Source organism: Paenibacillus hunanensis (assembly GCF_034055775.1).
GTDB classification, from domain to species: domain Bacteria; phylum Bacillota; class Bacilli; order Paenibacillales; family Paenibacillaceae; genus Saccharibacillus; species Saccharibacillus hunanensis.
The window spans coordinates 2,877,746-2,899,101 of record NZ_CP139194.1; the positions used below are offsets into that span (position 1 = coordinate 2,877,746).

Annotated in this window: 17 protein-coding genes; 12 read left to right on the top strand and 5 right to left on the bottom strand. The window is 44.5% G+C overall.

The window, feature by feature from the left end; translation table 11 throughout:
• Positions 1-10: 10 nt before the first annotated feature.
• Complete coding sequence (locus tag SK066_RS11660) at positions 11-1,390, bottom strand: hypothetical protein (RefSeq protein WP_320541615.1); 1,380 nt, start codon at positions 1,388-1,390, stop codon at positions 11-13.
• A gap of 209 nt (positions 1,391-1,599) precedes the next feature.
• Positions 1,600-2,529, bottom strand: coding sequence for an L-lactate dehydrogenase (locus tag SK066_RS11665; RefSeq protein WP_188774659.1), 930 nt, complete (start codon positions 2,527-2,529; stop codon positions 1,600-1,602).
• Between the two features lie 248 nt (positions 2,530-2,777).
• On the opposite strand from SK066_RS11665, the gene SK066_RS11670 reads away from it, so the two are divergent.
• The 6 genes from SK066_RS11670 to pelA (SK066_RS11695) all read left to right on the top strand — a co-directional run bounded on the left by SK066_RS11670 (position 2,778) and on the right by pelA (SK066_RS11695) (position 11,402).
• Positions 2,778-4,079, top strand: coding sequence for a WD40/YVTN/BNR-like repeat-containing protein (locus tag SK066_RS11670; protein ID WP_320541616.1), 1,302 nt, complete (start codon positions 2,778-2,780; stop codon positions 4,077-4,079).
• 185 nt (positions 4,080-4,264) lie between these two features.
• On the top strand, positions 4,265-5,164 hold the full coding sequence (locus SK066_RS11675) for an EAL domain-containing protein (protein WP_320541617.1): 900 nt from the start codon (positions 4,265-4,267) through the stop codon (positions 5,162-5,164).
• 414 nt (positions 5,165-5,578) lie between these two features.
• Positions 5,579-7,327 carry a proline--tRNA ligase gene (locus SK066_RS11680; protein WP_407673821.1) on the top strand — a complete coding sequence of 583 codons (1,749 nt, stop codon included), beginning with the start codon at positions 5,579-5,581 and terminating at the stop codon, positions 7,325-7,327.
• Positions 7,328-7,429: 102 nt separating this feature from the next.
• Positions 7,430-8,419, top strand: coding sequence for a GGDEF domain-containing protein (locus SK066_RS11685; RefSeq protein ID WP_320541619.1), 990 nt, complete (start codon positions 7,430-7,432; stop codon positions 8,417-8,419).
• A gap of 204 nt (positions 8,420-8,623) precedes the next feature.
• Positions 8,624-9,955 (top strand): MFS transporter, encoded by a 1,332-nt coding sequence (locus SK066_RS11690; protein WP_320541620.1) that lies wholly within the window; start codon positions 8,624-8,626, stop codon positions 9,953-9,955.
• Positions 9,956-10,445: 490 nt separating this feature from the next.
• The gene (gene pelA, locus SK066_RS11695; protein WP_320541621.1) at positions 10,446-11,402 is read left to right on the top strand and encodes a pectate lyase; all 957 of its coding nucleotides are present in this window, start codon (positions 10,446-10,448) and stop codon (positions 11,400-11,402) included.
• Between the two features lie 444 nt (positions 11,403-11,846).
• Here the strand turns inward: pelA (SK066_RS11695) and SK066_RS11700 are convergent, their stop codons facing one another.
• Complete coding sequence (locus SK066_RS11700; protein WP_320541622.1) at positions 11,847-12,596, bottom strand: GTP pyrophosphokinase; 750 nt, start codon at positions 12,594-12,596, stop codon at positions 11,847-11,849.
• A gap of 325 nt (positions 12,597-12,921) precedes the next feature.
• Here SK066_RS11700 and pelA (SK066_RS11705) point away from each other — a divergent pair, with 325 nt between their 5' ends.
• Positions 12,922-13,911: a pectate lyase gene (gene pelA, locus SK066_RS11705; RefSeq protein WP_320541623.1), complete on the top strand. Its 990-nt coding sequence runs from the start codon at positions 12,922-12,924 to the stop codon at positions 13,909-13,911.
• A 102-nt stretch (positions 13,912-14,013) separates the two neighbouring features.
• Here pelA (SK066_RS11705) and SK066_RS11710 read toward each other — a convergent pair whose 3' ends face one another.
• Positions 14,014-14,484 (bottom strand): hypothetical protein, encoded by a 471-nt coding sequence (locus SK066_RS11710; protein WP_320541624.1) that lies wholly within the window; start codon positions 14,482-14,484, stop codon positions 14,014-14,016.
• Between the two features lie 487 nt (positions 14,485-14,971).
• On the opposite strand from SK066_RS11710, the gene SK066_RS11715 reads away from it, so the two are divergent.
• The 3 genes from SK066_RS11715 to SK066_RS11725 all read left to right on the top strand — a co-directional run bounded on the left by SK066_RS11715 (position 14,972) and on the right by SK066_RS11725 (position 17,747).
• Positions 14,972-16,231 carry an FAD-binding protein gene (locus SK066_RS11715; protein ID WP_320541625.1) on the top strand — a complete coding sequence of 420 codons (1,260 nt, stop codon included), beginning with the start codon at positions 14,972-14,974 and terminating at the stop codon, positions 16,229-16,231.
• A 275-nt stretch (positions 16,232-16,506) separates the two neighbouring features.
• Positions 16,507-17,253: an SDR family NAD(P)-dependent oxidoreductase gene (locus tag SK066_RS11720; protein ID WP_320541626.1), complete on the top strand. Its 747-nt coding sequence runs from the start codon at positions 16,507-16,509 to the stop codon at positions 17,251-17,253.
• A 146-nt stretch (positions 17,254-17,399) separates the two neighbouring features.
• Positions 17,400-17,747 carry a winged helix-turn-helix transcriptional regulator gene (locus SK066_RS11725; RefSeq protein ID WP_320541627.1) on the top strand — a complete coding sequence of 116 codons (348 nt, stop codon included), beginning with the start codon at positions 17,400-17,402 and terminating at the stop codon, positions 17,745-17,747.
• A gap of 279 nt (positions 17,748-18,026) precedes the next feature.
• Here the strand turns inward: SK066_RS11725 and SK066_RS11730 are convergent, their stop codons facing one another.
• Positions 18,027-18,977 (bottom strand): AraC family transcriptional regulator, encoded by a 951-nt coding sequence (locus SK066_RS11730; RefSeq protein WP_320541628.1) that lies wholly within the window; start codon positions 18,975-18,977, stop codon positions 18,027-18,029.
• 170 nt (positions 18,978-19,147) lie between these two features.
• Between SK066_RS11730 and SK066_RS11735 the strand changes: the two genes are divergently transcribed.
• Both SK066_RS11735 and SK066_RS11740 read left to right on the top strand, forming a co-directional pair.
• On the top strand, positions 19,148-19,894 hold the full coding sequence (locus tag SK066_RS11735) for a glucose 1-dehydrogenase (RefSeq protein ID WP_320541629.1): 747 nt from the start codon (positions 19,148-19,150) through the stop codon (positions 19,892-19,894).
• A gap of 608 nt (positions 19,895-20,502) precedes the next feature.
• The gene (locus SK066_RS11740; RefSeq protein WP_320544863.1) at positions 20,503-21,300 is read left to right on the top strand and encodes a serine hydrolase domain-containing protein; all 798 of its coding nucleotides are present in this window, start codon (positions 20,503-20,505) and stop codon (positions 21,298-21,300) included.
• The last annotated feature ends 56 nt before the right edge of the window (positions 21,301-21,356 follow it).

Here is a 21,356-nt window from a genome sequence, read left to right on the forward strand (position 1 = left end):
AAACTTAAAGCTACAACCACTCATATACAAGAACTTCGCCATCCGCACCAGAAGCATCCAAAATGTCGACTCCTGCTTTAGATTTACTAAGTGAGAATTTGGAAAAGTTTGTCGTTTTGGTTCGCTCATCATATCTACTTAACATGCCATTCCATCCCATAATGAAAGAAGCAATTTCTTTCTGAGTCATTCCGCTATGTCCAGTGTAGTCTTCAAAAAAGCTTTTACTGGCAAGAAAATATTCATTCGAAGGCGTCCACGAAGCGTATTTCAGATCAGTTGAGGTTTCTTTTTCTGCATAGAAGCCTGTGTCTTTATCCGTTTGTGCCTTACGTTTTGGGCGTCCTGAAGCGGTTAGAGATTCTGTAGGTTTTTTAATATGATGTGATTCGCGTGATATTCCAAGAGTAAAAGGATTGGGTTCTACATAATTAATTGCTTCTCTTTTGACTTCGTTATATATACGTTCTAATTCCTTATATAAGTTAGAAGCATGCCGCTGAAATAAAATGAGATGTCGCTTTTGAGTTTCTTCTTGTAGTAATTTTGCTTGTTCAGATAATTTTGTCAAATCGGCATCTGGAGCAGGTACAGCCGTACGATCAGTAGGTGATATTTGAATAGGATCATATAGTAACTCACGTGCATACAAAGCTTGTCCCCAATCGCCAGCTTTTTTTAAAATATGATCAGTTGAGTGTTCTGAGCTTGATGTAATATCGAGCCAGGCAATATCCAAATATTGATCCTTCTCTTTATCAATCAGCGCACTGACCACAATATCGGGGCGTGTATCACCACGTTTCGCCTGATAAATCACTCTTAGACCGTCAGCTGGCTTTACATTGATGACCTTGGTCACATAAGACTCAATCCAGTAGCCTGCTTGACGTCCAATTTTACGATAATCTCCGAATGTGAGTGTATCGGTATCAAAATTTTCTAATAACGCATTCATGTAACCATCCACAGCTGGAATATTTGCAAATGCACGTGTGATGATTAATTGTCTTGCTTTGTCTACTTCTGCACTGACTTGATTCATGTAATTTTCCAGATGAGTTTCATATTCTACTAAAAGATCGCGGATTATTTTATTTGAAGGAGTATCCTGTGGTATATAAGCTTCACCAAGTTTACGTTGTATTGGAGAAGAGGAATGGAGTGAATGAGCAGATACAATCGAATGCGAATTAGTATTCGTAGGAGGAGTTTTGCTAGTCATGATGGACTGTCCTACCGCTTGATTTCCCAGATGCTTTTGCAGTTGATGTACATTCATTTCTTTCATACGATCCGTAGAAACTGTAGGTGATGAATGGGTAGAATTTACTTGCGTATGCGAGCGAGGTTTGAAAAGCTGGCGGGGAGATTGCTCATTGTATACCATAGTTATTCTCCTTTATTGAAGTATGTGCAATCCATTTTTGTAAACGCCTTCATTGACAAACGCATACTTTATATAAGAAACTATAAAAGGATTAAAAGCAAATATGCTCGGAAATCGCCTACATATCAACGTTTTTCCGAGCATATATCTGCTTTCATATCGCTTATGCTGAAGCCTTATATACGACTGGCTTCGATAAATAATTTTACTCAAATATTCAACTGTGCAATCTGATCCTTGAGTTTCTGTGCTGATGCACGTAACAGTTCTTCCTCCTGAGCATTCAGTGGAATTTGCAGCTTCTCACGAATACCTTCGCGTCCTACAATGGATGGTACGCCGAGATATACATCGGAGATGCCGTGATAATCATCCAGCAGGGAAGACACGTTCAGTACAGCATGCTCATTTTGCAAAATAGCCGCTACGATCCGATCCAATGCCAGGGCAATCGCATAGGAAGTGGAGCCTTTTGCATTGATGATCTCATAAGCGGCATTTTTTGTGCTGTTGAAAATATCGTCGCGTTCCGCTTGCTCGAAGTCGATCTCAGCTCCGGCAACGTTTGCAAGACTCCATACTGGAAGCTCGGAATCGCCGTGCTCGCCGATAATATGAGCATGGATGCTGCGCGGGTCGATTTCTTTATGCTTACCGATCAGGTAACGGAAGCGTGCGCTGTCCAGTAGGGTACCGGAGCCGATAACGCGGTTCGCTGGCCAGCCGCTTTTTTTCCAGGATACATAGCTGAGAATATCTACCGGATTGGTAGCGATCAGCAAAATGCCGTGATTGTTATACTTGGTAATACTTTTAATAATGTCGTCGAAGATAGCTGCATTACGATTCAGTAGATCGATCCGAGTTTCACCCGGACGCTGGTTGGAACCGGCAGCGATGATGATAATATCGGCGTCCTTACAGTCGGAATAATCGCCAGCCCAGAGTTTAACTCCACCTACGAAAGGCAGTCCATGGTTCATATCAAGGGCTTCGCCCAGTGCAAGATCTTTGTTGGCATCGATAAACACAAGCTCGGACATACGGTTGCGTAACAACAGGGTATACGCAGTAGTAGCGCCTACAGCGCCTGTGCCAATGACAACGACACGATGAGGTTTGGATACAGATTCAGGCATAAATTATCATCTCCTTCTCAGTTTGTGTTACAGATTCGCTACTATTGTAGCCGAAAGAAGGGGCAAAGTAAAAACAACGTTGTGGAAAACCGATCGAAAAACGGTACATTTCCTTTCGAAAATACGCGCATCTGTAATCGCTTGTAACTTTTCTGTAAACCACCTATCAAAAATATAGTTTACTCTAGTATAAGTTGTGATAATGAAACGCTTTAGCTTAGGGCAAGTGTGTGGAAGGAGAATTACCCATGAAGTGGAATATTGCCAAAGCGCTTCTTACTGGAATATCGATGATCCTTCTTCTTTCAGCTTGTACGTCAACAGGCGGAGATATGGCTCCTGTCAGTGAATCAGTACGCGAACAGCTCCAGCAATCCAAAGAAGATCAGGGACAAACGATTACACTAAAGAAGACGACCGATTCCAATATAAATAAAGGCGGAGGCCAGGCAGCCGAAGTCGGATATAAAATTCAAACTCGCCTAACCGATTTTCAATTACTTAGCGCAAAGGCAGGTCTTGCGTGGGGGATTACACGTAATGAGCTGCGAATTTATGTGACACAGGATAACGGCAAGACCTGGGACAATGTATCACCAGCCAAAACGGTGACCTTTTCAGAATCGCCTGTATATGGCAGCAGCATCTTTTTCCTGAATCAGAAAAATGGCTGGGTCGCACGCAATGCCAATGGTGTCGGTCAAACGCTCATTTTGCACACGATCGATGGTGGACAAAATTGGAACGTACAGACATTTAACAATGATGCGACCGTACTCGGGATGTATTTTGTCGATGAAAATACAGGCTGGGTGATGACATCGACCGATTCGGCTAATAATAAGCAGGAAAAAGCACTGTATCGTACACAGGATGGTGGACAGAACTGGGTGAAGCTCATGCAGAATACCGGTGATTTTGCAGCGAATAACTCCACGCCTAATGCGATTCCACAGACCGGGACTCTGGTCGGGATGTCGTTCCGCAGTGCACAAAATGGCTTTGCTACCCTTGAGGATAACGGTATGCCAAGACTTTATACGACAGCGGACGGTGGCAAATCATGGTCGGAAGGCAAAGAGCTTGTACCGAAGGATGTCGATACATGTGATCGTTTAACGACTGGAAAGCCTCAATTTTTCGGCACCAGCAAAACGAAGGGCTGGATGAATATCGGTTGTGTTAGTGGAAGTCAGACGCATTACTTCGGCTATTTCACAGTTGATGGTGGGAAAAGCTGGTCACTTGCTCCATTTTCCTTACAGCCGCAAAGTGGAATTAATCAAGCAATGGGGCCCACCTTCCTGAACGAAAAGACGGGCTGGTCGATCATTAACGGTGTGATGTTCTATACGGAGAATCAGGGTAAGAACTGGAAGGCACTTCCGAAAAGCGATACCTTGCAAAATACGCTGGTGAATTATCCGGAGCTTGTTAAGCTACAATTCTTCTCGCGTGAGGTTGGCTGGCTACTCGTATCCAAAAACGAAGAGCGCCGCTCGCTGCTCATGCAGACGACAGATGGTGGCAAAACATGGCATGTACTTTAGCTTGAAGATTAGCTCATCTGAGCTCACTATAGGGAATGGATATCTGTCCAAAGACGGATGTCCATTCTTTTTTATTTTTTATTTTAAATTAACGATTTCCTCATAAAAAAGTGTTACTATAGACCCATCAAATGTTTGAAGCCGGAATAGCCTCCCGCCTTTCGACCTAAAGGATGAATGCCTGTATGAGAATACCGTTTCGACAAAAACGGGCTGATTATGGAACCTATAGCTATCTCGAATATTTCTCTTATTTAACCATGCAATGTATTCGTTCCTATCGCCAGTTCATTGAACTGCGTAAAATCGTAAAAAAAGAACAGCTCACTACATATTTCCAGCCGATTATGGATATTCAGAGTGGAGACTGTCTGGGCTATGAAATTTTGAATCGTCCTGCCTTTTCTCAGCTATTTCCTCATACCGATGCCTTTTATGAATATATTGGTACGACGAATCAGGTACTTGCCTTTGAGATCTTTTGTCGAGAGCTTTCATTCAAACGTTATGTTGAGGCGCTTCAGCATTCGTCTATGCCTGCCGAATGTCATGTATTTTTAAATGTGCATCCAAATGTATTACGTGATCCGAATTATCGCAATGGTGAGACGCTTCGTCAGCTGCATCGATATGGCTTGAAGCCAGAGCAGATCGTGTTTGAAATTACAGAAAAGCAGGCGGTCGAGGATTTTGAGGTGTTTCAGCAAGTGCTCTCAACGTACCGCGAGCAGGGCTTTCGCATTGCGATTGATGATATTGGCTCAGGCTATAGTAGCCTCAAGGCGATCGTTAGCCTGAAGCCGGAATTTATCAAGCTGGATCGTTCCCTCATCCAGCACATCGATACCCGTCCAGATCAGCAGCATATGGTGAAGATGCTACAGGAGTTTGCCCGAAGCTCGGGTACGCATATGATTGCAGAAGGGATTGAACGGCCGGAAGAGCTTCTTTTTTTACAGCAGCAACAGATTAGCTATGGTCAGGGCTATGCGCTGGGACGTCCATCTCGCGCCTTGCAGCATAAGAATCTCGATGACATCATCAAGGGAACGGCACCTTGTCCGTTACGTGCTACAGGGCAATAATAGCAGATATCCCCATAATATGAGTTGACGTACTACTCATCATCCCTTATTCTGGAATCTACATATTACAAGAAAAGATACGAATCAATAACGATGAGCAGGCCCCTTACTTCATATGAGCGCTGTACAGAGAGGAAATTCACCGGCTGAAAGATTTCCCGTATGCGTTCTGAATAAGCCCTATCCTGTGAGTTGCGTTTCTGACAGTTGTTGCAAACGCCGGTTGCTCCGTTATCAGCATAGAGATTCATTTTAGCTATGATCATGTGATAGCGTAGAAATGAATGAACTTAGGGTGGTACCACGACACATTCGTCCCTGACGGATGTGTCTTTTTGTTTTTTATCCGCTTGTCGGGAAGAGATATCGCTATTATGCGCATCTAGCATGTGCTTCATAAAGGAGGAGATTGTGTTGAAACAAAGTCAGGCTTTGATCCATACGTTACGCTCAGCACCAAGTGAAGCAGAGGCGGCTAGTCATCAATTGTTGATTCGTGGAGGTTATATTCGGCAGACAGCAGCTGGTGTGTATACGTACCTACCACTAGGCCGCCGGGTGCTGCATCGCTTAGAGCAACTCATTCGTCAGGCTATGGATGACGCAGGTGCTCAGGAGATTTTAATGCCTGCAATGCAGCCTGTAGAGCTATGGCAACAGTCTGGACGGCATGAGAGCTACGGTGATCATTTGCTTCAATTATCCGATCGTCATGGACGCGGTTTTGTATTAGGGCCAACACATGAGGAACTGATCACGGATCTGTTACGCGCGGAACTAGGCTCCTATCGCCAGTTACCTGTTACGCTGTATCAGATTCAGACCAAGTTCCGCGATGAGAGTCGTCCACGCTCTGGTCTGCTGCGTGGACGCGAATTTCTGATGAAGGATGCGTACTCCTTTGCTACGAATATGCAGGATTTAGATCAGGCGTATACCTCCATGTATAACGCGTATGAGGAATTATTTTCACGCTGTGAGCTCCAATTTCGAGCAGTAGAAGCAGATGGAGGAGCGATTAGCGATGCTGGAGCCACGCATGAATTTATCGCCTTATCTGATGCGGGTGAGGATATTATAGCGTTTTGCACAGATTGTAATTATGCAGCCAATCTGGAAAAGGCAGAGTATCGAACAGAGTCTGCCACTTCTGACATCGCATATACGATTGCTCCTGAACTGATTCATACGCCAGATATTCGAACGATTGCACAATTAACTGCCTTTTTAGCTGTCGATCCATCAGCGATTGCCAAAAGTATAGTATTCCTCGCTGATGGTGAGCCTGTACTCGTGCTTGTTCGCGGTGATCATGAGATTAATGAGGTAAAGGTGAAAAATAATCTAGGAGCTACAGAGCTAATACTTGCTGATGCAGAAAGCGTATTGCGTTTAACTGGAGTACCGGTGGGCTTTTTAGGTGGTTATAGGCTGGATGTACAAGGGGAGCAAGCTGCCTCTATTCGAATCCTGATGGACAAGGCGGTATATTCGATGCCAGCAGCTATACTCGGTGGCAATCAGGAGCATTACCATTATCAGCAGGTAGTGCCTGCCCGTGATATACACGACGCTGTAATCGGAGATTTCCGTAATGCTGCCGAAGGCGAAGGCTGTCCACGTTGTCAGCAAGGGACACTACAAATGACTCGCGGGCTGGAGCTTGGTCATGTATTCAAGCTTGGTACGAAGTATAGTGAGGCATTGCAGGCAGACGTACAGATGGCAGATGGAGAACGTCAGTACCTGATCATGGGCTGTTACGGTATCGGTGTATCCCGATTAATGGCAGCGATTGTAGAGCAGCATCATGATGATCATGGAATCCTATGGCCATTGCAAGTGGCGCCATACCATGTTCATCTTATCGTGATTGCAATGAAGGACGAGCAGCAACGGGAAGCGGCTCTCACACTGTACCAGCAGCTAAGACGTCGAGGGATCGAAGTGTTATTAGATGATCGCGAAGAGCGTGCAGGTGTCAAATTCAACGATGCTGATCTGATTGGTATTCCTCTTCGCGTGATTGTGGGCAAGGGTATCGCGCATGGAGAAGTAGAGTGGAGCAATCGATTGACCGGTGAAAAGAGTCAATTATCGATCGAACAAGCAGTAGAATCGATAATAAAAGTTACTCAAGACTCGTATTTTACATTACGTTGACGCAAATTGGTTTACTTTTTGCTACGATAGCATCATCCAGTTATGATCAAAGCCGCAGAAATTGTAGGACGGGATAAGTGTAAAGAATAAGGGGTGACCACCATGTTTACCAAAATCGGTGAGATTACCGAACCGGTTCCGATTATAGAGTCGGATACATGCTGTAGTGAAGTGGACGCATTATTCAAGCTTCATCGTCAATGCGAGGGTCTAGCCATCCGCAAATCGGGTACAGAGCCAGCGCTAATGATGCGCGTGGGCTTCTACCAGCATCTGGCGACCCATTATGGATACAATCTATACATGGGCAGGCCCATCCGATTACTTGCCAAATCTCAGCCTTTGGTGGTTGATTATTATGAATCCATCATCGACGTCAGTGTCAAAGCGATGCAGCGCGGGGATGATGAGCTATATGATCTGCTGCTTGTTAGCAAGGAAGGCGAGCTATGTGGTGCAGTGACCATTCGGCAGCTCTTGCTCGCGGTAGCGGATATTCGTACCGAATCGGCTACATTTATGAATGCCTTAACAGGCTTGCCGGGAAATCGAATGATCGATGAGCATCTAGAGCTAGCGCTAAAACAGCCGCAATTCAGTGTGCTGTATATTGATCTGGATTATTTCAAAACCTACAATGATATTTATGGCTTCAAAATGGGCGATCGGATGATCCAGGAGACTGCCAATCTGCTCAGCCGCATGTTTGCAATGCCAGAGCATTTTCTCGGTCATATTGGGGGAGACGACTTTATCGCTATTGTGAATAGCTATGATATGGAGCTGCAATGCCGAATGATCCTGAAGCAATTTGAACAGCTCAAAAAAGAGCTCTACCACGAAGAGGATATCCAGTTAGGCTATGTGATGGCAGAGGATCGTCTGGGCAACTACGGTCCGATTCCACTCGTGACCTTGTCGATCGCTATTGTGAGCAACCAGCAGCGCCTATATATATCTGCTGATGAGATCGCAGGCGAAGCTGCGCGAATCAAAAAGCTTTGTAAAAGTATTACTGGCCATGCCGCATGTAGTAACAACGGACTGCGTATTACAGCCGATACGTGTACAGCAGGCTCCTATAGAGGATAAGCTCCTTCATCGTTCGACCCAAATTAGTTTACAGTTCGATTCAGCTAACATACTGATTCAGCTTTTTTGAAGCTATAGATCGTACGAATCCTGATCACGCTATGTTTGATGACGCTTGCAAAATTAGTGATTGATGATATGATAGTCCTGATTTTCCATAACCTGTATACCAATAGGTGAATTACATATGTGGAGGTTATTATCATGGCTACACTATTTCTCATCGTCATCTATCTTGCTTTTATTAGCCTCGGCATTCCAGATTCGATGCTTGGAGCTGCATGGCCTGTGATGCATGGCGATATTGGCGCTCCGTTCGGATCAGCAGGACTACTATCGATCGTTGCTTCGGGCGGTACGATCGTATCCAGTCTGGCAAGTGGGCGACTCATTCAGCGTCTGGGTACAGGCGTAGTCACACTGATCAGCTGCTGTCTGACTGCAGGTGCGTTGTTAGGATTTGCCTTTGTACCTACACTTGCATGGTTGATTGTGCTGTGCATTCCGCTCGGTCTCGGGGCTGGAGCGGTCGATTCAGGACTGAATCACTTTGTTGCAGCGAACTACAAGGCGCACCATATGAGCTGGCTACACTGCTTCTGGGGAGTAGGCGCAACAGCAGGTCCCATCATCATGTCTCATTATATTAGCTCTGAAGGCTCATGGCGGAGCGGCTACACAGCTGTAGCCGTTATACAGTTCACGCTCGTTCTTATCCTGCTATTCACCTTACCATTATGGAAAAAGGTCGCCGAGCTGCGCCAGACAGAGCGTCTGACAGAGCAAAGCCAGCCCAATCAGGGAACGTCCTATGATCCAGCTACAATGAGTCAGGGAACGGAAGATACATCAGCAGCCGTATCTCAATTAGAGCTAGATCACGAGCAAGGAGACGCAGAAGGCAAGACGACTGCCAGCTCAGCGTCAAAGACAGAGACAACCGCTACGCGTGGAAGCCTATTCCGTATTCCGGGTGTTCGCTTCACACTGCTGACATTCTTTTTCTATTGCGGTGTGGAAACAACAGTCGGATTATGGGGAGCAAGCTTTCTCGTTGGCTCGCGGCAGATTGAACCGGGACTTGCGGCAGGATGGATCTCACTATACTTTGCCGGCATTACGATCGGTCGACTCATTACGGGCTTCTTAACTCTACGCGTAACGAATCGGATGCTCATTTTGCTAGGTCAGGTCTGCTCTGCGATAGGGGCACTGTTACTCATTTTGCCTTTGCCAGGTGTGCTGCTTATGATGGGATTGATTTTGATTGGGATTGGTCTGGCACCGATCTTTCCGGGATTATTGCATGAGACACCAGCACGCTTCGGTACGGAAAATTCAGCTCGTCTGATGGGATATCAGTTGGCGATGGCTTATACAGGCATTACGCTGCTGCCACCATTGTTCGGTCTGGTTGCCTCGTATATACATATCGGATGGTTCCCATTCGTCATTATGGCGTTCATTTTGATCATGCTGTTCTGTTCAGAGCGTGTCATTCGAGCAATCGGAAAGTCCCAAAATAAGCTGACATAGACATAAAATTGTGGATAATCGCGGTGCATAGACATGCATGAGCGCGAAGTAACCTGAGAAATAGAACAATAATGCCGATTTCCGTTTTATCGGAAATGAGGCTATCATTTTCGGGATTGCCCTGTGAAAGCGGCAATCCTTTTTTTATTTTCAATAGGTGTACATCAGCAGACAGAACATATCATTTATGAAGAAAGAGAAATGTAGTTTTCTTTCATTTATCCTTAGTAACTCAAAATGTTAACGTGTTCATTTCTGTAAATATGAAAATATAGATATGTAATCGACGGATTCCTGCACATAAAAATAAAGAAGCAAACTCCACTGCACTACTTCATCTGCTTAAGTGATACTGAAAGTAAATAATTGACAAAATATTAATCATTTCGCTAGAATGAGTCTCGTGTTCATGAATTAGCTTACATAAAAACACAGATTATTCATTGGATATGAACACAGCCAAAAATTGAATTTTAAAGGAGTCGATCTCATGAAAAATCGTACAATTGCCTGTGCACTCTCGATCGCATTATTAGGTTCAATGGGTGCAGCCGTACTCACACCGACATCGGTAGTCATGGCAGCAGATGCTTCGGGTACGACCGCGAGCTTGTCCGACATTCTAAAAAATCAGCAATCCGATGGTGGCTGGAAAAAGGATTATTCCGAAACGAGCGGCGATTGGGCAAAATCAACGATCGACAATAAAGCTACCTATTCCGAAATTCGTCGCCTGGCAGCTGAATATTCAAAAACCAAGGATAGCAAATACTCTGCTGCTGCGATCAAAGGCATCAACTTCCTGTTCAATATGCAGTATTCAAACGGTGGCTTCCCGCAAATTTATAAAAGCTCTGGTTACCATACCCATATCACCTACAATGACGATGCAATGGTGAACGTGCTGATTCTGCTGGATGAAGTAGCCAATCGTAAGGGTGATTTCTCCTTTATCGATAGCGGTGTAGCGAGCAAGGCCAAGCAGGCTGTCGATAAGGGTGTAGATTGCATTCTGAAAACACAGGTTACATCCGGTGGGAAGCTAACTGCATGGGGTCAACAGCACGATTCCAGCTCACTCAAGCCAGCAGGCGCGCGTGCATTTGAGGTGCCTTCCCTGAGTGCAAGTGAAAGTGTAGGGATCGTAAAATTCCTGAAAACTAGACCTTCCAACTCCCAGATCAACGCCTCGATTAAAGCGGCTGAAGACTGGTTCAAAGCAGTTAAAATCTCCGGCTTCCGTTATGAGCGCAATAGCTCGGATAGCTACATCGTCGCAGACAGCAGCTCTACGATCTGGGCACGTTTTTATGAGCTGAATACAAACAAGCCGATCTTTGTAGGTCGTGATGGTGTTGTGAAATACAACCTCAAGGATATTGATCAAGAGAGACGCGCTGGCTATGCATGGTATGGCAACTGGCCAACCAAAATTGGGATTAACTAAGACGGGTTAGTATCGTATGCAGATGAATTGCAAATAGCTTGTATCCATATGTCGTGTACTAGGTATAGATCGAGTCATTCGTAGTCTGCGTATGATGAAGCATGGAGAGCAGGGATACGGGATAGCTACATCAACGCGAATAGTTGGAATAAGAGTAATTACATCATTAATGTATTATTATATGATTATGCAATTATAAAAATGTGCTTATTCGTGCTAAAAGCAACCGTATAAGACACATGCAAGAATGCACACGGTATGAACGAAATAACAAAAAGTAACAGCGTACCTGATAGACTTTCAGGCGCTGTTGCTTTTGTTACATATTCTGCTTTTCATTTTCGCCTCAGCAATCGTGCATTACACTGTACTTCATGCAGGTTCCAAGAGAAAACAATTCATATGAGTCAAGAGAAACTACATAAGCTTTTTTAACAGAACGCCTTAATTACTGGCTTTGGATTCTCCACCTGCCAATTTTAACAAAGCATCAGGCAGAATAAACGGCTGCTCACCCGTCAGACTATCAATAAACTCATACTCCTCATGCTCGTGCTCAGCAAGCTTGATCGATTCGATCTCGTGGCGAAGCTTTTCCATCTTGCGATCCAGCGCAGTAGCTGAATCGGCTGCATCCTTGAGCTCGGTAATAAGCTGAGTGGGAACAGAGCCTTCGTATTTATAGAAGATTTTGTGCTCCAGACTTGCCCAGAAGTCCATCGCAATGGTACGAATCTGCACCTCTACATAGACCGATTCCTGACGATCTGACATGAAGACGGGCACCTGAATGATCATATGCAGACTGCGATAGCCGTTCGGCTTCGGTTCTTTGATGTAATCCTTAATCTCGATCACTTTAATATCTGTCTGGTTTTTCAGCATATCGCAGACCCAGTAAATATCCTCTGTAAACGAACACGTAATACGCAGTCCAGCGATATCACGAATCGTCTCCCGAATCTCATCCAGACTTTGCGCGCCACCTTTACGCTGTAGCTTTTTCATCAGGCTTTCCGGTGATTTGACACGGGATTTAGTATGCTCAATCGGATTGTATTCATGCAGTGCCAGGAACTCGTCATTCAAAATTTCAATTTTCGTTTCCAGTTCCTTGAGTGCAAATTCATACATCATCATAAAGCGTGTTACATTGTGCCGAATATGTTTAAGCTGTTCAATGCTATGATCCATGATGTTCTCCTATCGTGCAAAAGCTGCACTGTATATTGCTGTATCCTCAATCCAAGAAATATGTAATTCGTTATCCCTTGATATAAATAGTATACCTAATTATCGAAGCTGTTGAAAGTCTGGTAGATCGTGTGTTTTGTAAAGGCAGTTTATACTTTATAGATCAAAACTAATTTTTCATGAATTTAAAAACACCTTGCCACAACTTAGTATGAGCAATCATGCAGTAATAGCTTATCGCTATACACTAATGAGATCATTTGCCTCACTTCTTTTTAATATGACAATATAGATACATAATGAATCATAAAAAGGAGCCTGTCTCATGGGAAAAACTGCATTTCGCTATACTTTGTCTGTCGTGCTATTAGGTTCAATCTATGCTTCATCCTTTGTTGCGACTACCCACGCTATGTCATACAGCTCGCCTTCTAAAAGTGTATTGAAAGGGGATGCTTCTGGTACGACAGCAAGCTTTGCCACGATATTGGATAATCAGCAACCTGATGGAGGCTGGCGTAAATTTTATTCCGAAGATCAGGGTGATTGGGCACATTCCTCGATCGATAATAAAGCAACGTATACAGAGATTCGCCGTCTAGCACACCAGTATACGATGACCAACAATCAAGCATATGCCGATTCCGCGATTAAGGGTATTCAATTTCTGCTTCATATGCAATATGCGAATGGCGGCTTCCCCCAGATCTATCATAGCTCTGGCTACCATACTGAAATCACCTATAATGATAATGCAATGACCAATGTACTGTTACTCTTAGAGGATGTCGGCAGTCAAAAGGGAGATTTTCAATTCATTGATACCGGACTGGCACATCAGGCAAAACAAGCCGTGCATAAGGGAATAGAATGTATCCTTAATACACAGATTGTATCCAATGGCAAATTAACCGCATGGTGTCAGCAGTATGATGCGACGACATTGAAACCAGCCGGAGCACGTGCATTTGAAGTGCCTTCGATTACGGCGAGTGAGAGTGTAGGTATCGTTCAGCTATTGAAAACAAGACCAGCGGATGCTCGTATTCAGAAGTCCATTCAAGCTGCTGAAAGCTGGTTCAAAGCGGTCGAAATCAAGCATATGGACTATCAGCGCAATAGTAAGGATAGCTATGTCGTAGCTGACCCCTATGCCAGCCCGATCTGGGCACGTTTTTATGATATTCGGACCAATCGACCGATCTTTGTTGGGCGTGATGGCATTGTGAAATACAATCTAAAGGATATTAATCAGGAAAGACGAGCTGGCTATGCCTGGTACGGTAGCTGGCCAAATAAGCTTGGCATACACTAATTTGAAAAATAAAGCTCTAAACTCCAAATAGCAACAGCATGCCCAATGAGCAGCTGTTGCTATTTGGTTACAGCGACCTTTATGAACGACCCCTTAATTCATTTACGACCAGCGATCAAACCAGTGAATGTCTGTAATGAACTCCTGATCTCTAGGGATATCATACGTATCATAGATCCAGTCGAGGCTATTGATCTGGTCTTTGATCGCTTCTGCTTCTGCCGGAGTCAGCTTTTTATCGATAATTTTGATCACGATATAGTCATTCCAGAAATCGTAGAAAATGACGGGAGCGCCAATCGCTTGTTGTAGTGCCTGATAAAAGCGTCCACGTGGCTCACTATCTCCTGCCATAATCGTTTCCATAAAATCGACCGAGAACACCACGCTATGGTAATATTCTGTTCCAGAAGCAGGCTTCGCTTGTAGTGCAGTCGCTCCACCAGCAGGCAAAGGAGTCGATACAGACGGGGTCTGTGCTGCATCATCTGTAGACGATGCAGAAGCGATCATTTCATTAGACATCCCCATCAACAGCGCAGCAGAGAAGAGCGCAATTATCCATTTTTTCATTAATAAACCTCCCGTATAAGTTGGATACATGTAAGCAGATCATGTTGTCATTGATTGGATATAGGCAGTGGCTGATGATCACTACACATTCATAGTGCATACCGCTGCGTCTAACATGAATCTGTATAGATGGTCTTCCTCGTACCGAGCGAAGACCATGTATCACCCCTTATCCGTTAATGTAATGTAGGAGGAACGGTGTTGCAGAAAGAGTATAGCTTGTTTTTATCTAGATTAATATGTTTTATTTGTTAAAATATTCTAAATTAATTTATACGAATATGCTGCTTACTCTATTAAGGGTAGGTGCAAGATAACCTTTACATGAATACAGTCACTCTCAGCGAGGGATGTATAGATAGATGTAGAGGAGTAATGCCATATACAAGAGCCATATCGTCTACGGCTGGATTTATCGATAGCAAGTTTGCTATATTATAGAAATGAAGAGAAGTGATTCTATTTTTGGATTAAGGGAGGATTTAAAGTGAGCTATCAAAATTGGTCTGGTAATTATACATACGGTGCTACTGAATTGATCTATCCTGAAAGTATAGAGCAGCTACAGCAGCTCGTGAAACAACATACGAAAGTAAAAGTACCGGGTAGCGGTCATACCTTTAATTCGATCACAGATACAGATGGCGTATTTATTTCGCTCCGACATTGGAATCGTATCCTAGAGCTTAACAAAGAGCAGGAAATGGTAACTGTTGAGGGCGGTATCACCTATGGAGAGCTTTGCGCACAATTAGCTGAAAGCGGTTACGCCTTGCACAATCTTGCTTCATTGCCTCATATTACGGTAGCCGGCGCGATCGCAACATCGACGCATGGCTCAGGCAGTCATAATGTGAGCCTTGCCGGTGCGGTGCAAGCATTAGAGCTCATCGATGCGAATGGTGAGCTGCATACATTCCAGGCTGGCGACGAGGAATTTGCAGGTGTTGTCATTCATCTTGGAGCACTCGGGATGATCACCAAGGTTACGCTCCGCGTAGTGCCTGCCTATCAGATTAGACAATTTGTGTATGAGAATCTGCCTGTTAGTGAGCTGGAGCAGCATGCGGAAGCGATCTTTTCCAGCGCGTATAGCGTGAGCTTATTTACAGATTGGCAACGTCCCGGCTTTCATCAGGTATGGACGAAAAGCCGTGAAGAGGATGGAGAGAGCTATGCCGAACGAACAGATTGGTATGGAGCCACACCTGCAACCGCTCCGCTGCATCCATTACCTGGTATGGATGCTCAGAACTGCACAGAGCAGCTGGGCAAGGCAGGAATGTGGCATGAGCGACTGGCACATTTTCGGATGGAATTTACACCAAGTGCAGGCAAAGAGCTGCAAAGTGAATATGTAATGGCACGCGAGCATGTGTATGAAGCGAGTCTTGCCGTGTATGCCTTGCGAGAGCAGCTAGCGCCGATCTTGTTCGTAAGTGAACTGCGTACCATTGCCGCAGATGAACTGTGGCTGAGTCCATTTTATAAACAAGATTCTGTTGCGTTTCACTTTACGTGGAAGGATAACTGGGCGGCGGTAGAGCAGGTATTACCATTGCTGGAGCAGGCGCTCGCTCCATTTCAAGCGCGTCCGCACTGGGGCAAGCTGTTCACCGTTCCAGCAGAACAGCTACATCAGCAATTCGAGAAGCTGCCAGATTTCCTAAAGCTTGTGCAGAAATATGATCCGCAAGGAAAGTTTAGTAATGCGTATCTGGATACGTATATTCGCGGCTTGTCCTAAAAGGGGCTTGCAATCAAAGCGATAGTTAGTAGCTTCATCATCTATATTCATTGTCTAATCACACTAAAATAAAAATTGTACCATTCAAAATGCTTGCCCTGTCTTAATTGTTACTTTTAGGTGACTATATCACCAAAAAGTGGGTACTATTCTTCCTGAAATATTTACTCCATACTTGCATTCATAGGAAACAGATGGACCAGAAAGTTGAATTGAATATTCACTTATTCACTGGGAACCATCCTAATCTGCATCATATGAAGGAGTGGAATGACATGGGTAAATTTGATGGAAAAGTAGTGGTTATCACAGGTGGAACAAGCGGCATTGGACTCGCTTCTGCACAGCAATTCGTACGTGAAGGAGCCTATGTATTTATTACTGGACGTAGACAACGTGAGCTAGACGAGGCGGTCGCATTGATCGGTCGCAATGTTACTGGCGTGCAGGGTGATATATCGAAGCTGGATGATCTGGATCGCTTATTTGACACAGTGAAGCAGGAGAAGGGGCATCTGGATATTCTCTTTGCCAATGCAGGACTGGGCTCCTTTCTCCCGTTACCGGATATTACGGAGGAACAATATGCTACAACCTTTGACGTGAATGTAAAAGGAACGATCTTTACCGTGCAGAAGGCATTGCCCTTGTTCCCTGATCAAAAAGGCTCGATCATCCTGACTGGCTCTACAGCAGGCTCAACAGGGATACCCGCATTTAGCGTGTATGGCGCTTCCAAGGCTGCGATTCGTCAGCTCGTACGCTCCTGGATTGTTGAGATGAAAGGAACTGAGCTACGTATGAATGTGATCAGTCCCGGCTCGGTAGTTACCCCGGCTTATACAGAGTTATTCGGCGAGGCACTCGATCAATTTTTGGAACAGTCGAAGCAGGATATTCCTTTAGGTAGAGTGGGCGAAACGGACGAAATCGCTAATGCAGTCCTGTTCCTTGCGTCTGAGGAAAGTAGCTATATGAACGGTATTGAATTATTTGTAGATGGTGGAGTGGCTCAGGTCTAATCTGATGTTACTAGCGAATTGAAGCTAGTCGGTGTACTTGCCATATTCTCTGCATGTAACGTACAATTTTGTGTAAACGTCATGGGTAATAGAAGATTGAACTACACAGGTAGAGAATATGGATATACTAGGAGCTGAATAGAGATATGAGAACATTCCACTGTGAAATGGAAATTACGCTGGATGTGATTGGCGGAAAGTGGAAAGGGCTTATTTTGTACTATGTCATTCAGAAGCCAAGACGCACGGGCGAGCTCAAACGTTTAGTTCATAATATTTCACAGAAAATGCTGGTGCAAACACTGCGTGAGCTGGAGAATGACGGACTGATCCATCGGAAAATGTACAATCAGGTACCGCCAAAAGTCGAATATTCTATAACCGAGCTGGGTGAATCGCTGGAGCCGATTTTTAAGCTGCTATGTAATTGGGGTGCAAACTATGCCAGCGAATCGTATGATCCAGATGAGATTGAGATTTTGCATCTTAGCTAGGGTCTAGGGTGTAGCTACGCGTCTTCTGTGCGGATGTATCCCGTTACTCCGTTATTTTCTGATCGTAGGATTACGTTCAGTATTTAAACAAAAGCCATATTGTTTACAGTGATCCCTTGAGCAATGATTCAAGTATGCGATACGATCAAGTTCGTAGCATAGCTCCAAAATAATCGGATGATTATTGAAAAATCGAAGATTCAGTCTATAAAGAAAAGCCATTTCCCAATAAGGAAATGGCTTTTTTATGATCTCAAGTCTATCGTTCTACATCGACCTTCATTCTACTACAATTCTATTGTCTGCCAGCCTGCTACGCATATCCTGAATATTTTGCATTGGTGGCTTGCCATACAATCTAGCATATTCACGACTGAATTGTGATGGACTTTCGTAACCGACCATAAACGCCGCATCTCCAGCAGGAATGGCTTCGGTGAGCATGAGCCGCTGAGCCTCCTGAAGGCGAATCGTTTTCTGATACTGCAATGGGCTCATCGCTGTAATGCGTTTAAAGTGCTTATGGAAGGCAGAGCTGCTCAGCTGCACATCACGAGCAAGCTGCTCCATTTCCAGTGGTTCATTATAATGCTGCTTGATGAACTGTATCGTCCTCGCAATACGAGAGGAATAACTATCTGTTACAGCAAATGGATACAGAACATGACCATGCTCACTTTGTAAAATGCGGTATACCAGTTCGCGGATCATAAGCGGAGCCAGCACCGGAATGTCCTGGGGCTGATCCAGTAGCTGGAGCAAGCGTACAACCGTATCCATAATCGACGGTGACATAGAATTGACCGTAATACCAGCCGCAGTTTCATTCGTCCTAGCATTCTTATCGAGTAGAGAGTGATCCATCAGCTGGACAACGCCTAGAATCACATCGGTATCAAAGCTTAATTTAAACCCTAGATAAGGGATAGCTGGAGTCGCTTCACTAATCCGTCCAACGATCGGAAGATCCACAGAAGTGATTAGAAATGAATAGGGATCATAGCGATAGCTTTGCTCCGCAATCATCGCTGTCTTCGCTCCCTGAGCCACGACACAGATGGAAGGCTTATACACGCTTACCAGCGGCTCCGATGTTTCTTCTGCCCGTACAATAGACAGAGATGGGATATGGGTTACATGGGTTCCGGTCGTAGGGGTATGGCGGATTAAAATAGATCGAAGCTCATGTAGCGCATACTCCAGACGCTGCTGATCGTCAGCATCGTTCATCGTCTCAGCCCTCTATTATCAATCATTTATTCCAACATAAAACATCGAACAAAAATAGGCAAGTTATGTGGGGAATTGATCTAACCCTATGAATGCTAGTCGCTCTATACTACATATAGACGATCACGATCGCGTAGATCAAATACAGGGAGATCGAGGAGTGTACCAATATGGAAACGAACAAAACATCGAATAAAATAGCTATTGTAACCGGAGCATCTCGCGGCATTGGCCGTCAGATCGCTATTCAATTAGCGGATGCTGGCATGAAGGTAATCGTGAACTATGCCGCTAGCCGTGAAAAGGCAGCAGAAGTCGTTGAGCTTATTCAGCAGTCGGGCGGCGAAGCGACAGCCATTCACGCAGATGTGAGCAAGGTAAGTGAAGTAGAGCGTTTATTTAGCGAAACGCTGGAGCTGTATGGTGCTATTGATGTATTAGTTAATAATGCAGGCATGATGAAGACGTTACCGCTGGATCAAGTAACCGAGGACGACTTTGATCAGCATATGGCATTGAATGTCAAAGGCACATATTTTGCCTGTCAGCAAGCGATTCTGCATATGAAAGAAGGCGGCACGATCATTAACTTCTCCACCTCCGTATCTGGTGCGATGCTACCGGGCTATAGTCTATACGGTGCAACCAAGGGAGCAGTCGAACAGCTTACCCGCCAGCTGGCGAAGGAATTTGGGCCCAAAGGAATTACCATCAACAGTATTGCACCCGGACAAGTAGCGACTGACCTGTTCTTAAATAGCAAATCAGAGGAACTCGTCGATTCATTCCGTCGGATGAATGCCTTTGGTCGTCTGGGTGAGCCTGAGGATATTGCGAATGCCGTCGAATTGCTTGTGAGTGATAAGGCGCGCTGGATTACCGGGCAGACGATTCGGGTGAATGGTGGGTTTAACTGATTCGCCTTTGACGAAAACCTATAGCTGTGGGAACGATTAGGAAGATTGCGGACGTATAGTAACGATCATATTAGAGTCACCAGGCTGCGTGGCTGCTTAAATAGAGTAGACGCAGCTTGGGTCATTTATAGATTATTGATAATCGTAATCGTACCAATACCCGTGAAAGCTTCGTTGGATGCGTACCATTAAAATCAAATGATTTGTTTTATAGCTACGAAATACAATACAATAAGACTTAGTTAGTTTCGCTAATGCTTTCGTTAAAAGGAGGTGTATGATATGAGAGCGCTCTCTTTAAGTTTAAGTTTATGTGCAGCCTATAAAGAAATAGAAAGGAAAGGATAAGAGACTATATAAAGAACTGCTTCGCGAATATAAGAAATACATAATGGAGTAATCCGCTCGCACAGTCTTTGGTAGAAGTTAGCACGAACGTAAAAAGTAGCTTATCATATGAAGGAGTGAAGAGTTTGAAGCACGCTACACATCCTCGTTTCAAATGGGATCAAGATCAATTATCTGAACTACTCGCTAAGGAAAAAATACATAGCTGCTTGATTAGCATCGATAACAACATCGTCTATTCCTTTTTTAAAAATAAAAAGATGGAGAAGAAACAACATAAAGTAAACTCATGTACGAAAAGCATAACCTCCTGCCTAATCGGAATTGCCTACGAACAAGGACATATTTCAGAGTTGAACACGCCGATCGTCGAGTACTTCCCATCGCTATCCGAAGACGCTGATGGGAGGAAGCAGTTGATCACGATCGATCATTTGCTAACGATGACAGCGGGCTTTGATTGGCCAGAGCTAGGCGAATGGAACGGATGGCCGCATATGATTCATAGTCCGCACTGGGTAAACTATGTGCTTGAACGCCCTTTAGCTATGGAACCCGGGCAAGCGATGAACTACAATTCGGGCTGTAGCCAGCTGTTACTTGCTATTCTCCAAAAAACAACCGGACAAAGTGCTCGCGATTATGCGATGCAACATTTATTCTCTCCTCTGCGATTCGATGATTTCACCTGGCATGCTGATCCGCAGGGCGTGAACATCGGTGGATTCGGACTTCATATGACAGTTCACGATTTGCATAAGTTCGGTAGCTTGTACTTACATAAAGGAAAATGGGCAGGTAAACAGCTAGTAAGTGAAGAGTGGATTGCTCGTACAACAATGCCGGAGCATTTGACCTATGATTCCTTCGGTCATTATGGGCGACACTGGTGGGTATCCGAAGCACCAGCTATCGGCACTTATTATTTTGCAATGGGGATGGGAGGGCAGTATTGCTGCATCATTCCAGCATTAGATATGAATATTACGATTACAAATGATACTTATGGGGATACGATGAAGCCGTTAGAGATGATACGTAGTCTTTTGTCGGTCTAAATCATATACAGTCGCGGCCGCCTTCAGAAACACTGAAGGTCACCGCGACTTTTTTT

Coding starts and splice junctions, on each gene's coding strand:
- SK066_RS11660 (WP_320541615.1), bottom strand. CDS start 1,390: ATGGTATACAATGAGCAATCTCCCCGCCAGCTTTTCAAACCTCGCTCG.
- SK066_RS11665 (WP_188774659.1), bottom strand. CDS start 2,529: ATGCCTGAATCTGTATCCAAACCTCATCGTGTCGTTGTCATTGGCACA.
- SK066_RS11670 (WP_320541616.1), top strand. CDS start 2,778: ATGAAGTGGAATATTGCCAAAGCGCTTCTTACTGGAATATCGATGATC.
- SK066_RS11675 (WP_320541617.1), top strand. CDS start 4,265: ATGAGAATACCGTTTCGACAAAAACGGGCTGATTATGGAACCTATAGC.
- SK066_RS11685 (WP_320541619.1), top strand. CDS start 7,430: ATGTTTACCAAAATCGGTGAGATTACCGAACCGGTTCCGATTATAGAG.
- SK066_RS11690 (WP_320541620.1), top strand. CDS start 8,624: ATGGCTACACTATTTCTCATCGTCATCTATCTTGCTTTTATTAGCCTC.
- pelA (WP_320541621.1), top strand. CDS start 10,446: ATGAAAAATCGTACAATTGCCTGTGCACTCTCGATCGCATTATTAGGT.
- SK066_RS11700 (WP_320541622.1), bottom strand. CDS start 12,596: ATGGATCATAGCATTGAACAGCTTAAACATATTCGGCACAATGTAACA.
- pelA (WP_320541623.1), top strand. CDS start 12,922: ATGGGAAAAACTGCATTTCGCTATACTTTGTCTGTCGTGCTATTAGGT.
- SK066_RS11710 (WP_320541624.1), bottom strand. CDS start 14,484: ATGAAAAAATGGATAATTGCGCTCTTCTCTGCTGCGCTGTTGATGGGG.
- SK066_RS11720 (WP_320541626.1), top strand. CDS start 16,507: ATGGGTAAATTTGATGGAAAAGTAGTGGTTATCACAGGTGGAACAAGC.
- SK066_RS11725 (WP_320541627.1), top strand. CDS start 17,400: ATGAGAACATTCCACTGTGAAATGGAAATTACGCTGGATGTGATTGGC.
- SK066_RS11730 (WP_320541628.1), bottom strand. CDS start 18,977: ATGAACGATGCTGACGATCAGCAGCGTCTGGAGTATGCGCTACATGAG.
- SK066_RS11735 (WP_320541629.1), top strand. CDS start 19,148: ATGGAAACGAACAAAACATCGAATAAAATAGCTATTGTAACCGGAGCA.
- SK066_RS11740 (WP_320544863.1), top strand. CDS start 20,503: ATGGAGAAGAAACAACATAAAGTAAACTCATGTACGAAAAGCATAACC.